Below are 13691 nucleotides of genomic sequence, written 5' to 3'. Positions count from 1 at the left end.
GCGATTGGCCCGGCGGTCTGGGGGGGTGGGCTCTTTGGGGAGGGCGGCGCGGTAGGCCTCGCGTTCAGCGAGGTCCTCGTGGAACCATGTCTCCGCCTCGAGCTCGCGGTGCAGCGCCTCGACGGCAATGCCGAACGCGTCTGTTCGACCACCCGGCCCGGCCGCCTCCGCCACCTGGTGCGCGCGAAAGACGAGGTTGCGCAGGGCTTGCACTTCCATCACCAGCCGCCGCACGACGGGGTCGTGGCCATAGCGGTCGCCGATGGTCGTGAGCTGCTCGGTCGTGAGCGCGGGGTACTGGATGCGGAGGGGGTAGGGCATGGTACGAATACTGTATGTTTATACAGTATCCATTCGGCGCCCGCGTCGGTCAACGGCTGACATTCAAGACATGACGGAGTAGTCTCCTGTTCAGGGATAAATAGGGGGAATCCATGGCGCGCAAACCTTCCGGCGTTACGGGGCCTGTCCGGATGTCGGTTGGGCCCGAGGGGCCCCGGCTTGACCACATAACGATCCAATGGCCGGCCGATCAGAAGGGTATCGAACGAAAAATCCTTGAATATCTGCTCCGCGACTGGAAGAAGAACGGGGTTCCTTTGCCTAAGGTGACGGACGGTGGGACCGAGGAGTTGGACTTCCTGCTGGAGTACCCCCGAGGAAAGGCTCATATGGAGCTGATGGAGGCGGTTGTGCCCCCGCAGAAACTTCCCTTCCAAGGGGGGCATGCGTGGTTTGAGGCAGGCCCATATGCGGATCGGGTGTTTGCTGGCGTCAGAAGGAAAATTGCCAAGTATGGCTTGCGGCATGAAGTTCCTATTGACCTGCTGCTTTACACGACGCACGAACAATACAATCCGACAGATGCGGCACTCTGGGCGCTTGCGCGGCGCTTCGCAGATGTTCCACACCCCTTCGAGTTTGTTTATTTTGTAACTCCATTTGCCGACGATGACGGGCGAGTCGACCTGCTTTATAACAAGGATATTCCCCGTAGCTTTCCGCCAAGCAGTGAGTTTGAAACGGCGAGGTGGCTGAGGATTGTTGGGTCAGAAGCTAAACTTGATGCTCAACATGATTGAGTTGAGTCGGTCATGGGTAATGTATAGATATTAAAGTGGGTTTCGGGGGGGGCGCAGAAAACTATGGTGGAAAAGATCGGGCACGTAAGAAACCCGCTGACGGTTATAGCTATATTTGCGGGGTTGGCGGAGATTAGTGGAACGGTAGTTTTACCAATTCTTCAGGGGGATGTTCAGGGTGAGTATGTTTTATTCTTGATGTTCTTCCCGATTTTTTTGGTGGCTCTTTTCTTTTTTGTTCTCTATAAGAAGCACTACGTCCTTTATGCGCCAAAGGATTTTAATAGTGATGAAACTTTTGCGAGACTATTTGAGACAATACCATCTGCTGAAAAATTGCGAGCTCGTGGTGTTGAAGTTGATGACTCCGGAGATGGGGCCGCTGCGGCTGCAGGTGAGGCTATCGCTGAAGATCCGACGGGGCAACCGATCAAACATCTCGATGATGCATGCCTGTTGAGCTCGAGTTCCGTTTCGGCAGTCGATACACTCAAGAGGAGTTTCCGTGGGAATGGCCTGCTTGCAGAAGAACTTGTCAGCGCAAGGTTGAGCAAAGAGTTGGGGGTTGATTTTCAGCGGGATATGGCGGTCAAGGGGCACCCAAACCTGCAATTCGACTCAGTCGCAATACTTGATGATCGAGCAATCGTCGTGGAAACGAGATTCACGAGAAATGGGAGTGTTTCACAAGAACGTATGAAATCCTATTTTGAAATGGTTCAGAAATTTTCAGATGGACTGCCGATTTCTCTTCAAGGGCGGGTGGAGCTGGTCATGGCAATAGTCACTGATAGTACTGATCCCGATAAACTCGAAAAGGTGGAGCGACTTGTACAGCGTACAAGAGAACTCGCCAAGCAGTTTTCATTTAAGTCATCAATTAGGTTTTTTAAGATGGCTGACCTTGAGCGAGAATTCGCCGTTCGGTAGGTTTGGCCATATCGAGCTTCATCTTTACCTCGCCTGGATATCGGTTCAGGCGCTGGTATGGGCGGATACCACGTTTCCTGGCTCCCGCCCCTGTCGAGCTGATATCCGACATCCCGAAAGAACGTGTAGCGTTTCACGCTGATCCAGCTTCGGTGACCGGTTGCCGCGGTGACGCGAGAAGTGTTCCTGTGCGTGTCAGATACCCGGCTTCGGTTCCTACGCCGCTGACAGCATCGGAATGACATTACTGTTTCGCGCTGGCTTAACGAACTCTGGCGTGGCCGCTCCGCTTTCGCAGGCGCAAAGAAAGGCCGTCCAACGTTCCAATGCCTCTCGCCGCTCGGGAATTTCCTCCCGCACGTCGTAGATGGCTTCCATGCCTTTCAGAGTGTGATTGAGAGCGAGCTCGGAGATCTCGCGCGAGACGCCCATATTGCGCATGTGGCCTTTGGCGGTCGACCGGGTGTCGTGCGGCGTGAACCGGCGAATCTCAAGGTCATGTCGATCGAAGGCGCGGCGGATCGCTGCCCAAAGCGTCGTTTGGCAGACATGGGTGTCGCATCCCTGATTGCGTCGCCGCCGCTCGTGACGCGCCGGCAACACGTACATGGACTCGCCGGAAAGCTCGATCAGCCCCCGGAACCATTCGATCACTGGCGGCGTGAGGGGTACAAGGAAGCCTTTCCGCGTTTTCACCGACTCGTCTGGGACCCACCAAACGGCCCGGTCAAGGTAGACATGTTCTTTCTTGGCCTTGGCCAGCTCGATGCCGCGCACGCATGTGGCGAGCAGAATGCGGAACGCCAGAGCGTTCTCCGTGCCGATCAAATCGATGTCAGGCAGCAGTTGGCGCAACTCTTCTTCTTGCAGCATGACGCGCCGGCGAATTGGTGGCCGCGGACCTTTGATGGCCGAGAGCTTGATGCCTGTGCAGGGGTTCGCCGGGATGATCTTCAAGCCGCAGGCGTGGTCGAACAGTTGGGCCACGGACGTGAGAACGCGCTTGGATGCCGACCACTTACGGTTGCAGTCCGTCATCATCGACACGATGTCGATGGACGTTACGCGCTGGATTTGGCGAGCGCCCAAGTAGGGCAGGATGACCTGGTCGTAGTCGCGGTTGCGGTAGTCGATCGTCTCTTGTGCCAACCCGGCAGGGAGTAGGCACTTTTCCCGGTAGTTGGCGACCAGCTCGCGCACGGTCCATGCCGCCTGAATGCGGGTCTTCTCCTCTTGCTTCTCGATGGCGGGATCGCGCCCCTCATCGATGGCGACGCGAGCGGCCCGAGCCTTCTCGCGGGCGGCTGCGAGGGAGATGTCCGGATAGTTGCCGATGGTGAGCTCGCGGCGACGGCCGTTCCCGATGCGATAGCGCAGAACCCAAGTGGCCGTGCCAGCATTGGAAAGCGTGAATGTCAGCCCGTCGCCATCAGAGCGAGCGATGGGCTCGCCTTTCGCGATCCATGCGCGGATCTGAATGTCACTGAGCAGATGCGTGAGTTTTGCCACTGTGCCGACCCTCTCGTTGGGTGGGTAGTTAGGCAGTGGTGGCGGTCTGGCTACCCACCTAGCTACCCACTGTGTGCGTGATGTGGGGGCGCATGGTGGCACGCAGAGAGAGCGGGCTTCAAGCCTTAAAGGGCCTGCAGGCCAGGTGTGGAACGGGGTGGGATGTAGCGAGGCACCGATCGAGGTCGCAAGTTGCGACTCGCATGAGGGCTCGGTCCTTGCAAATGGCGACGGCGCACAGTTTGGCGCCGTTCAGGGGTGCGATATTGTGCCATCAAGCGCTGCGGGCTCGAATGAAAACGCCGCCTCGGCGCTAGGCACGAAGCGGCGTTGCCCTGGCGGCGGAGCGGACAGTTACGCGGCTTCCGACATCATGCCGCCATGGCGCAGCAGTGCATCAATGCTCGGCGCGCGGCCGCGGAAAGCCGTGAACGAGTCGATGGCCGGTCGGCTGCCACCAACGGCCAGCACCTCGCGGCGATAGCGTGCGCCAGTTTCCGCATCGAGCACCGAGCCGCCCAGCTTGCTGGCCTCTTCAAACGCCGCATAGGCATCTGCCGACAGCACCTCGGCCCACTTGTAGCTGTAATAGCCCGCCGCATAGCCGCCCGCAAAGATGTGGCTGAACGTGTTCGGCCAGCGCGACAGCTCGGCCTGCGGCACCACGTGGAAGCGATTGTTGATCTGGCGCGACAGCTCCAGCACCGACATCGTGCCCTTGGGATCGAAGTCCGTGTGCAGGTGCATGTCGAACGTCGAGAACACGATCTGGCGCAGCGTCGCCATGCCGTTCTGGAAGTTCTTCGCGGCCAGCATGCTGTCGTACAGCTTGCGTGGCAGCGGTTCGCCGGAATTCACATGGCGCGTCATGCGCGAAAGCACTTCCCATTCCCAGCAGAAGTTCTCCATGAACTGCGACGGCAGCTCCACCGCGTCCCATTCCACCCCGTTGATGCCCGACACGCCCAGCTCATCCACCTGCGTGAGCATGTGGTGCAGGCCGTGACCGAACTCGTGGAAGAGGGTGATGACCTCGTCGTGGGTGAACAGCGCGGGTTTGTTGCCGACCGGGCCGGAGAAGTTGCAGGTGAGGTAAGCCACCGGGGTTTGCACGCCCGCTTCGCCCAGCAGCTTGCGGCCGCGTGCGTCGTCCATCCACGCACCGCCACGCTTGCCTTCGCGCGCGTACAGGTCGATGTAGAACTGTGCGAGCAACTCGCCCTGGGCAGATTCGACACGGAAAAAGCGTACGTCCGGGTGCCATACCTCGGCCGCCTCCGGCTGAATCTTCACCGAGAACAACGTCTGCACAACATTGAACAGGCCGTCCAGCACCGCGGGTTCTGGGAAATACTGCTTCACCTCCTGCTCGGAGAATGCGTAGCGTGCCTCGCGCAGCTTTTCCGACGCGTAGGCCATGTCCCACGGTTCGAGCTTGTCGATGCCGAGCGTGGTCTTGGCGAATGCCTGGAGTTCTTCCCAATCCTTCTCGGCAAACGGGCGGGCGCGGTCGGCCAGCTCACCCAGGAAGCGCAGCACGTCTTCGGGCGAATCGGCCATCTTCGGCACGAGCGACACCTCGCCGAAATTGCGATAGCCGAGCATGTGCGCTTCTTCGGTGCGCAGCGTGAGCTGTTCGGCCATGTTGGCGGTGTTGTCCCACTCGGCCTTGCCGCCGCCGTACTGAGCGCCCAGTTCGGACGCGCGCGTGACGTTGGCTTCGTACATCGTGCGGCGCAGCGCGCGATCGTCTGCGTATTGCAGCACCGGGAAGTACGACGGGAAATGCAGCGAGAACTTCCAGCCAGTCGCGTCAGGATTGTCGCGGCGTGCCGCTTCTTGCGCAGCCTGCTTGGCGTCGTCGGGCAGGCCGGCGAGGCGGGCTTCGTCGTCGATGACGAGCGCGTAGGCGTTGGTCGCATCCAGGACGTGGTCGCTGAAGGCCTTGGTCAGTTGCGCCTGCTGCTCCTGGATGGCGGCAAAGCGCGGCTTCTGGTCTTCGGGCAATTCCGCGCCGCCCAAGCGGAAGCCGCGCAGTTCGTTCTCAAGCAGCTTTTTGCGGGCGGGCGACAGGGTGGCGTATTCCGCGCTGTCGGCAATCGCCTTGTACTTCTCGAACAGTTCCAGATCCTGGCCCAGGCCCGACCAGAACTCGGTCACGCGGGGCAGGTTGGCGGCATGGGCTTCGCGCAACTCCGGCGTATCGGCGACGGCGCTCAGGTGGCTGACGATGCCCCAGGCGCGGCCCAGCGGCTCGGTCGCGTCTTCCAGTGCGGTGACGACGGTGTTCCAACTCACAGGCGTGGCGGGGTCTTTGACCTGCGCGACCGCCGATGCGGCACGCTCAAGCAACACGTCGACGGCCGGTGTGATGTGTTCGGGGCGGATGTCCGCAAAGCGCGGCAGACCAGAAAAATCGAGCAGCGGATTGTTGGCCGGGGTGGCAACCTTGGGCGAAATGTCGGTCATGGCGGGCTCGGTAGAGAAATTCGGGGGACAAAAAAAGCGTCCGATCCAAGAGGTGGGGACGCTTTTTCCGTTTCCAACTGGATCAAGGTGAAGCTTACGCCGCCAGCGCGGCTCCTTCAGCGGCGCGCTCGGCGGCTTCCAGGGTGTTGATCAGCAGCATTGTGATCGTCATCGGGCCGACACCGCCCGGCACCGGGGTGATGTAGCCAGCGACTTCCTTGACGCCGGCAAAGTCGACGTCGCCGCACAGCTTGCCGGCATCGTCGCGGTTCATGCCCACGTCGATGACGACGGCGCCCGGCTTGACCATGTCGGCGGTGATGATGTTGCGGCGGCCCACGGCGGCCACGATGATGTCGGCCTCACGCGTGTGCGCGGCCAGGTCGCGCGTCTTGCTGTTGCAGATCGTGATGGTGGCGCCGGCTTGCAGCAGCAGCATCGCCATCGGCTTGCCGACGATGTTCGAGGCACCGACCACCACCGCATTGGCGCCGCGCACCGGGTAGTTGATCGATTCCAGCATCTTCATGCAGCCGTACGGCGTACAGGGGCGGAACAGCGGGGCGCCCGTCATCAGGGCACCGGCATTGGCCACGTGGAAACCATCGACGTCCTTCTCGGGCGCGATGGCTTCGAGCACCTTGTGGCTGTCGATGTGCTTGGGCAGCGGCAGTTGGACCAGGATGCCGTGGATGCGCGGGTCGCGGTTCAGCGCGTCGATGCGGCCGAGCAGGTCGGCTTCGGACAGGTCAGCGGGGTAGCGGTCGAAGCTGGACAGAAAGCCGTTGTCTTCGCACGCCTTGATTTTGTTGCGCACGTAGACCTGGCTGGCCGGGTCTTCGCCGACGAGGATCACGGCGAGGCCGGGCTGGTGGCCACGCGCGGTCAGGGCGGCGGCGCGTTGCGCGGCCTCGGCACGGAGTTGTTTGGCAAGCGCGTTGCCGTCAATGAGTTGGGCGGTCATGGCTGGGCGGAGGAGGGAGAGGGCAAACCGCGATTATAAATCGCCGCCTTCCTTCCAGCCGCCCTGATCGCCCTGATGGGCACCTGGCCGTCCCTGCGGCCGATCAGGCGTTGCGCGACAGGGCCAGGCGCAGCAGGTCCGCCACCGTGTTGACGTTGAGCTTTTCCATGATGTTGGCGCGGTGCGCTTCCACCGTCTTGATGGAAATGCCCAGATCGTCGGCAATCTGCTTGTTCAGGCGGCCCGCGACGATGCGCTCCAGCACTTGCTGCTCGCGTGTGGTCAGGCGGCCGAGCAGGTCCTTGGCGGCTTTTTGCTCGCGGGCGACCGAGTCTTCGCTGCGGGCCTTGCTGAGCATGCGCTCAACCAACTCGCGCAGTTCGGATTCGTCGAACGGCTTTTCGATGAAGTCGACCGCGCCTTTTTTCATGGTCGACACGGCCATCGGCACGTCGCCGTGGCCGGTGACGAAAACGATCGGCATGCGGCTGTTTTCGGCCAGCAGGCGATCTTGCAGCTCGGGGCCACTCATGCCTTGCATGCGCACGTCGAGGATCAGACAGCCGACGCCTTCGCCACGCTTGTCGTCGACCAGGAATTCTTCGGCACTGCGGTAGGTGCGGACGGTGTAGCCGTTGCCTTCGAGCAGCCACGTCAACGAGTCACGCATGGCTTCATCGTCATCGACGACGAACACGGTTTCGTTGCGCGGCGCAACTGCGGCGGGCGTTGTGCTCATGGAGGAGTCCTCGGTCTACGTTCTATGTTTTAAAAACGATTACAGCGGATTCAGCGGCAGGATGATTTTAAACGTACAGCCGATGCCATCGGCATTGTTTTCTACCCAAAGCCTGCCGAGGTGGGATTCTATGATGGAGCGGCAGATATTCAGCCCCATGCCCATGCCGTCGGATTTAGTACTGAAGAACGGCTCGAACAGCCGCTCCTTGGTGCTGTCGTCCACGCCCGGGCCCTGGTCGATCACCTCGATCAGCACGGAATTTTCCGGGTCGTTGATCAGGTTGGCGTGCAGGCGCAGGACGCTGGCGGCGCGCAGGCGCGGGTGGGCGGCCATGGCTTCGGCGGCGTTCTTGAGCAAGTTGACGAGCACCTGCTCGATCAGCACCGGATCGACATACAGATGCGGCAGATCGCCCGGCAGGCGCGTGAGGATGGTGATGCCGCGGCGGGTGGCTTCGAGTTCGGCCAGGCCCACCGCGTCGGCCACGATGTCGCGCAGGTCGGATTCGCGCCGTTGCGGCTGGCTGCGTTTCACGAAGCCGCGAATGCGCTGGATGATGGTGCCGGCGCGCACGGCCTGGGCGGAGGTCTTTTCCAGCACCGGGATCAGCTCTTCCGGCGTGCTCCGCCCGGACTTCAGGCGCCCGACCGCACCCATGCAGTAGTTGTTGATGGCAGCCAGCGGCTGGTTCAGTTCGTGAGCCAGCGACGAGGCCATCTCACCCATCGTCGTCAGGCGGCTGGTGAACTGGATGCGTTCTTCGTGCTGGCGGGTCATTTCTTCAGCGGCCTTGCGCACGGTGATATCGGTGGCGATCTGCATCTGCGCGAGGTGGCCGTCGACCCACTGGATGTAGCGGCGCCGAACTTCAAACCACTTCTGCATCGATGGCACGTAGATTTCACGTGCATCTGCCGCGTGCGGGGTCAGTTCGGAGGCGGGCAGGCCGGCGTAGGCATCCACCAGGTCAAGTGCATCGCTGGAAACGTCTTCTGTGTTGACGTCGTTGCCGGAGAGCTGCAGGTGGCCGAACGCTTCCCAGCCGAAAAGCTGGCGGTAATAGCGGTTAGCGAACAGCAGCTCGGCCTTGTCGGTCGACAACACCGACACGGCCGCGTCCAGGCTCTCCAGCACCGTGGTGAAGCGGTCGTGCGCGGCGGCCAGGTCTTCGCGGGCGCGCTTAGGCTCGGTGATGTCCGTGATGGAGCTCATCCAACCGGTGTGCCGGCCGCGTGCGTCGATGAGCGGCGAGACGTACATCCGCGCATAGAAGCTCGTGCCGTCGCGGCGCATCATGCGCAATTCCATGCCGTTGGCAGGTGCCTTGCCGCGCAGGGTCAGTTCGATGTGCTTCTGCATCTCGCCGATTTCATTGGGCGGCCAATACGGGAACGGCGGCATGCGGCCGACCAGCTCGGCTTCGGTCCAGCCGATCATGCGGCAGAACGCGGGGTTCACGTAGGTGATGCGGCCGTTGAGGTCGAGCGAGCGCATGCCGATCACCATGGAGTTTTCCATGGCGCGGCGGAACGACGTTTCCGCCAGCAGTGCGCGCTGCGCTTCGGAGCGGCGGCTGGTGTGGCGCCACACGCTCCACAGGCTCCAGATCACGAAGCACGACAAGCCGGCCACCAGCCACATCAGCATGTTGTTGGGCAGGTTGGACGGTGCCGGATACGCCTCAGCCCGCAGCGACAGCGAATGCCCTGGCGGATCCAGAAGCACCTCGTACGATGCGGCCGCTTTGGGCACTGGCCGCAACGACGTGCTCGCGCGGATCACGTTGTTCTTGTCGACCAGCGAGAAGCGGTAGCGGTCGGTCAGCTCGCCCGGCAGCAGTTGCGTGAGGATGCCCGTGACCGAATACATGGCGCCCACCGTGCCGAGAAATTCGTTGTCGCGCACGATCGGCACTTCCATGAGCATGAAGCTCTCGCCGCGCTCGTTCTGGACGGGGCGCGAATAGACGGCGCGCTGCGTTTCACGGGCGGCGTCGTAGGCGGACTGGATTTCGGGCTCGAGCGGATGGTCGCGCGTTTCGCGCACGCGCGCGGTGAACTCGGAGGTGGCCGGGAACGCCCAGCGCGGGCGACGCGTGGCATCGAGCCAGTTGATGAAGACCAGTTCAGGGTTCTCGCGCAAGAGCTGGCGGGCGGCATCGCGGTAGGCGCTCGGATCAAGCTGCGCGGCACCGATATCGCGCGCCAGGGCGGCCACCTGATCCTGATTGCTTTGCAGGGACAGGCGCACCTTCTGCTCGGCCCAGGCGGCATCGCGGTAGAGGGCATCGCGCTGCTGCTGCACCTCGGTGGCGTGCAACTGATACAGAATGAAAATCATCGCGCCGGCAAACAGGACGATTGCCACCAGCGGGATGAACATGAACCAGTTGGTCGACCACAGCCGGCCCAGGCGCGTCAGCCACAGGCGGCGGGGCATGTTCGGGCGCACGATTTCGTCTGAAGGCAATTCAGACGCGTTTGCGGAAATGGGCGCAGGCGCAGCAGGCGTTGGCGGCTCGGACTGGGCGGCCGGGTCCTGCGAAGCGTGGGAGGGGACAAGCATGATGGGCGGACGAACGCCGGAATTCTGCGGAGGTAAAGGAGTGGGCATCTGTGCAACTGCGCAAAACCAAGTGTAACGGCAATCAACTTGCGGGTCGCTTGGGGAAACCGATTGGTGAGCTGTCTTGTTCGTTCAGAAAATGCTGCACTGCAATGTCAAAAGTGATTTGTTTTGCGTTGCGGCAATATTCCACATTATAAAAAACCATATCGCAATTTGAAAATTCCGCTTGTGCTGCGTTTGTGGGTGCCCATAGAATCAGCGCAAAAGTCGGGGTGGCCCCTTGCGTGCGTGCAAACGCGCGTGGCTGTGGGACGCCTCACAAGAGACGCAACTATCGTTACTGCTACCAAGGAGACCGCCATGTCGGCCGTACCAGAACAAGTCCTGGGTGCCACGAGCGCCAGCGACGTTGATCCCCAGGAAACCAAGGAATGGCTGGAGGCGCTTCAAGGCGTCATCGGCGCGGAAGGCCCGCAGCGCGCGGCGTTCCTCCTTGACAAGCAGATCGAATACGCACGCATTAACGGCGTGACGTCTCCGCTGCACGCAGAAACCCCCTATATCAATACGATCCCGGTCGAGAACCAGGACCGCATTCCCGGCAACCAGGAAATCGAGCACCGCATCCGCTCGTACACGCGCTGGAACGCCATGGCGATGGTGCTGCGTGCGAACAAGGACACCAACGTCGGCGGCCACATCTCGTCGTTCGCTTCGGCGGCCACGTTGTATGACGTCGGCTACAACCATTTCTGGCATGCCCCGTCGGACAAGCACGGCGGCGACATGGTTTTCGTGCAGGGCCACTCGGCGCCGGGTGTGTACTCGCGTGCCTTCCTGCTGGGCCGTCTGAGCGAGGAGCAACTCGACAGCTTCCGCCAGGAAGTCGACGGTAAGGGCATCTCGTCGTATCCGCACCCGTGGCTGATGCCGGATTTCTGGCAATTCCCAACCGTGTCGATGGGCCTGGGCCCGATCATGGCGATCTACCAGGCGCGCTTCACCAAGTACCTGGCCAGCCGCGGCCTGATCCAGAACTGGGAAAACCGCAAGGTCTGGGCGTTCCTGGGCGATGGCGAAACCGACGAGCCGGAATCGCTGGGCGCAATCGGCATGGCCGGCCGTGAAAAGCTGGACAACCTCGTCTTCGTGATCAACTGCAATCTGCAGCGCCTGGATGGTCCGGTGCGCGGCAACGGCAAGATCATTCAAGAGCTGGAATCGGAATTCCGCGGCGCTGGCTGGAACGTCATCAAGGTCATCTGGGGCAGCCGCTGGGATCAACTGCTTGCCCGCGACACGAAGGGCCTGCTGATGAGCCGCATGATGGAATGCGTCGACGGCGAATACCAGACCTTCAAGTCGAAGAGCGGCGCTTATGTGCGCGAGTTCTTCTTCAACACGCCGGAACTGAAGGCCATGGTGGCCGACTGGTCCGACGACGACATCTGGGCGCTGAACCGCGGCGGCCATGATCCGCACAAGATCTACGCGGCATTCCAGTCGGCAAGCAACCACAAGGGCCAGCCGACCGTCATTCTCGCCAAGACCATCAAGGGCTATGGCATGGGCGAAGCCGGCGAAGCGATGAACATCGCCCACCAGCAGAAGAAAATGCCGGTGGACGCCATTCGCAAGCTGCGTGATCGCTTCAATATTCCGGTTGCCGACGACCAGCTCGAGCACGTTCCGTACGTCAAGTTCGAAGAAGGCTCGAAGGAACTCGAATACATGCGCAAGGCCCGCATGGACCTGGGCGGCTACCTGCCAGCCCGCCGCCAGAAGGCCGACCCGCTGCAGATTCCGGCACTGGCCGCGTTCGACGCGTTGCTAAAGGCCACCGGCGAAGGCCGCGAGGTGTCCACGACGATGGCCTTCGTGCGCATTTTGAACATCCTGCTGAAGGACAAGAATGTCGGTAAGCACGTCGTGCCTATCGTGCCCGATGAGTCGCGCACGTTCGGCATGGAAGGTCTGTTTCGCCAGGTTGGTATCTGGAACCAGGAAGGTCAGAAGTACGTGCCGCAGGATCACGACCAACTGATGTTCTACAAGGAATCGCAGACGGGTCAGGTGCTGCAGGAAGGCATTAACGAAGCGGGCGCCATGTGCGACTGGATTGCCGCCGCCACGTCGTATTCGACGCATGGCGTGGCGATGATCCCGTTCTACATCTACTACTCGATGTTCGGCATTCAGCGTATCGGCGACCTCTGCTGGGCCGCCGGCGACATGCGCTCGCGCGGCTTCCTGCTGGGTGGCACCGCTGGCCGTACCACGCTGAACGGCGAAGGCCTGCAGCACGAAGATGGCCATTCGCACGTGTACCACGCCGCCATCCCGAACTGCATTTCGTATGACCCGACCTTCCAGTACGAACTGGCGGTGGTGATGCAAGACGGCCTGCGCCGCATGTATGTCGAGCAGGAAGACGTCTATTACTACCTGACGGTGATGAACGAAAACTACGAGCACCCCGAAATGCCGGCGGGTGTCGAGGGCGACATCATCAAGGGCATGTACCAGTTCAAGAAGGGCGTCGAGAACAGCAATGCACCGCGCGTGCAACTGCTGGGTTCGGGCACGATCTTCCGTGAAGTGATTGCCGCGGCCGAGCTGCTCAAGAAGGACTGGGGCGTTGAGTCCGATCTGTGGGGCTGCCCGAGCTTTACCGAACTGGCCCGTGAAGGCAACGCCATCGCACGCTGGAACCTGCTCAACCCGACCGAGCCGCAACGCGAGTCGCACGTCGAGAAGCTGCTCAAGAACGCACGCGGTCCGGTCATCGCATCGACCGACTACGTTCGTACCTTCGCCGAGCAGATCCGCGCCTTTGTGCCGCGTCGCTACGTGGTGCTGGGCACCGACGGCTTCGGCCGCTCGGATACCCGCGAGAAGCTGCGTCACTTCTTCGAGGTGGACCGTTACTGGGTGACGGTCGCGTCGCTCAAGGCGCTCGCCGACGAAGGCGTGCTGCCGCGCGAAAAGGTGGCCGAGGCACTGAAGAAGTACAACCTCGATCCGAACAAGCCCAACCCGATGACCGTATAACGGAGCCGCCGGGCGCGTGGGTTGCGTCCCGGCCGGGCACCGCCCCGACAGACTTTCCGCAGCGTGCATTTGCCTGCACGATGCGGTAGCCTGCGGGGCAATGCGTGTCCACCGCCGGAAGCTCTCGCCGCCAGACCCTCTGGAGACAGAAGAATGAGTCAAGTCGTAGAAATCAAGGTGCCGGACATCGGCGACTACAAAGACGTCCCGGTGATCGAAGTGCTGGTCAAGGCGGGTGATACCGTCAACGCCGAAGATTCGCTGGTCACGCTGGAGTCGGACAAGGCGACCATGGACGTGCCCTCGCCCAAGAGCGGCGTCGTCAAGGAAGTGAAGATCAAGGTGGGCGACACCGTGTCGGAAGGCTCGCTGGTGC

The 13691-nt window shown here is 61.6% G+C and carries 10 protein-coding genes; 4 read left to right on the top strand and 6 right to left on the bottom strand.

From position 1 onward, the window contains the following. On the bottom strand, positions 1–321 hold a 321-nt coding region (locus ACCD03_RS24890), incomplete at its 3' end, for a hypothetical protein (protein ID WP_413413222.1). Positions 322–434: 113 nt separating this feature from the next. Here ACCD03_RS24890 and ACCD03_RS24885 point away from each other — a divergent pair. Further along, positions 435–1082: a hypothetical protein gene (locus tag ACCD03_RS24885; RefSeq protein WP_413413221.1), complete on the top strand. Its 648-nt coding sequence runs from the start codon at positions 435–437 to the stop codon at positions 1080–1082. A gap of 63 nt (positions 1083–1145) precedes the next feature. After that, positions 1146–2012, top strand: a complete 867-nt coding sequence (locus tag ACCD03_RS24880) for a hypothetical protein (protein WP_413413220.1) — start codon at positions 1146–1148, stop codon at positions 2010–2012. Between the two features lie 216 nt (positions 2013–2228). Here ACCD03_RS24880 and ACCD03_RS24875 read toward each other — a convergent pair whose 3' ends face one another. From ACCD03_RS24875 to ACCD03_RS24855, 5 genes are all read right to left on the bottom strand, one after another. Next, a complete protein-coding gene (locus ACCD03_RS24875) occupies positions 2229–3521 on the bottom strand; it encodes a tyrosine-type recombinase/integrase (protein ID WP_413413219.1) in 1293 nt (430 codons plus the stop codon). A 354-nt stretch (positions 3522–3875) separates the two neighbouring features. Further along, positions 3876–5990: a M3 family metallopeptidase gene (locus tag ACCD03_RS24870; RefSeq protein WP_253539687.1), complete on the bottom strand. Its 2115-nt coding sequence runs from the start codon at positions 5988–5990 to the stop codon at positions 3876–3878. Between the two features lie 94 nt (positions 5991–6084). Beyond that, positions 6085–6954 carry a bifunctional methylenetetrahydrofolate dehydrogenase/methenyltetrahydrofolate cyclohydrolase FolD gene (gene folD / locus ACCD03_RS24865; protein WP_009240794.1) on the bottom strand — a complete coding sequence of 290 codons (870 nt, stop codon included), beginning with the start codon at positions 6952–6954 and terminating at the stop codon, positions 6085–6087. A gap of 103 nt (positions 6955–7057) precedes the next feature. Next, positions 7058–7693, bottom strand: a complete 636-nt coding sequence (locus ACCD03_RS24860; RefSeq protein ID WP_024975528.1) for a response regulator transcription factor — start codon at positions 7691–7693, stop codon at positions 7058–7060. A 39-nt stretch (positions 7694–7732) separates the two neighbouring features. Further along, positions 7733–10261, bottom strand: coding sequence for a PAS domain S-box protein (locus ACCD03_RS24855; RefSeq protein WP_413413218.1), 2529 nt, complete (start codon positions 10259–10261; stop codon positions 7733–7735). A 363-nt stretch (positions 10262–10624) separates the two neighbouring features. On the opposite strand from ACCD03_RS24855, the gene aceE reads away from it, so the two are divergent. Together aceE and ACCD03_RS24845 are read left to right on the top strand one after the other, a co-directional pair. Continuing rightward, the gene (gene aceE / locus ACCD03_RS24850) at positions 10625–13315 is read left to right on the top strand and encodes a pyruvate dehydrogenase (acetyl-transferring), homodimeric type (RefSeq protein ID WP_253539681.1); all 2691 of its coding nucleotides are present in this window, start codon (positions 10625–10627) and stop codon (positions 13313–13315) included. A gap of 153 nt (positions 13316–13468) precedes the next feature. After that, positions 13469–13691 (top strand): biotin/lipoyl-containing protein (locus ACCD03_RS24845; RefSeq protein ID WP_413413217.1); only part of this gene is annotated, 223 nt, incomplete at its 3' end.

The organism is Ralstonia sp. Ralssp135 (genome assembly GCF_047304345.1).
GTDB lineage: Bacteria > Pseudomonadota > Gammaproteobacteria > Burkholderiales > Burkholderiaceae > Ralstonia > Ralstonia chuxiongensis.
The sequence above is the reverse complement of the archived record's forward strand: the minus strand, read 5'-3'. Positions and strand labels throughout refer to the sequence as shown.

What these genes read in the sequence shown, in the direction of transcription:
- ACCD03_RS24885 (WP_413413221.1), top strand. Translation starts at nt 435, where the DNA reads ATGGCGCGCAAACCTTCCGGCGTTACGGGGCCTGTCCGGATGTCGGTT.
- ACCD03_RS24880 (WP_413413220.1), top strand. Translation starts at nt 1,146, where the DNA reads ATGGTGGAAAAGATCGGGCACGTAAGAAACCCGCTGACGGTTATAGCT.
- ACCD03_RS24870 (WP_253539687.1), bottom strand. Translation starts at nt 5,990, where the DNA reads ATGACCGACATTTCGCCCAAGGTTGCCACCCCGGCCAACAATCCGCTG.
- folD (WP_009240794.1), bottom strand. Translation starts at nt 6,954, where the DNA reads ATGACCGCCCAACTCATTGACGGCAACGCGCTTGCCAAACAACTCCGT.
- ACCD03_RS24860 (WP_024975528.1), bottom strand. Translation starts at nt 7,693, where the DNA reads ATGAGCACAACGCCCGCCGCAGTTGCGCCGCGCAACGAAACCGTGTTC.
- ACCD03_RS24855 (WP_413413218.1), bottom strand. Translation starts at nt 10,261, where the DNA reads ATGCTTGTCCCCTCCCACGCTTCGCAGGACCCGGCCGCCCAGTCCGAG.
- aceE (WP_253539681.1), top strand. Translation starts at nt 10,625, where the DNA reads ATGTCGGCCGTACCAGAACAAGTCCTGGGTGCCACGAGCGCCAGCGAC.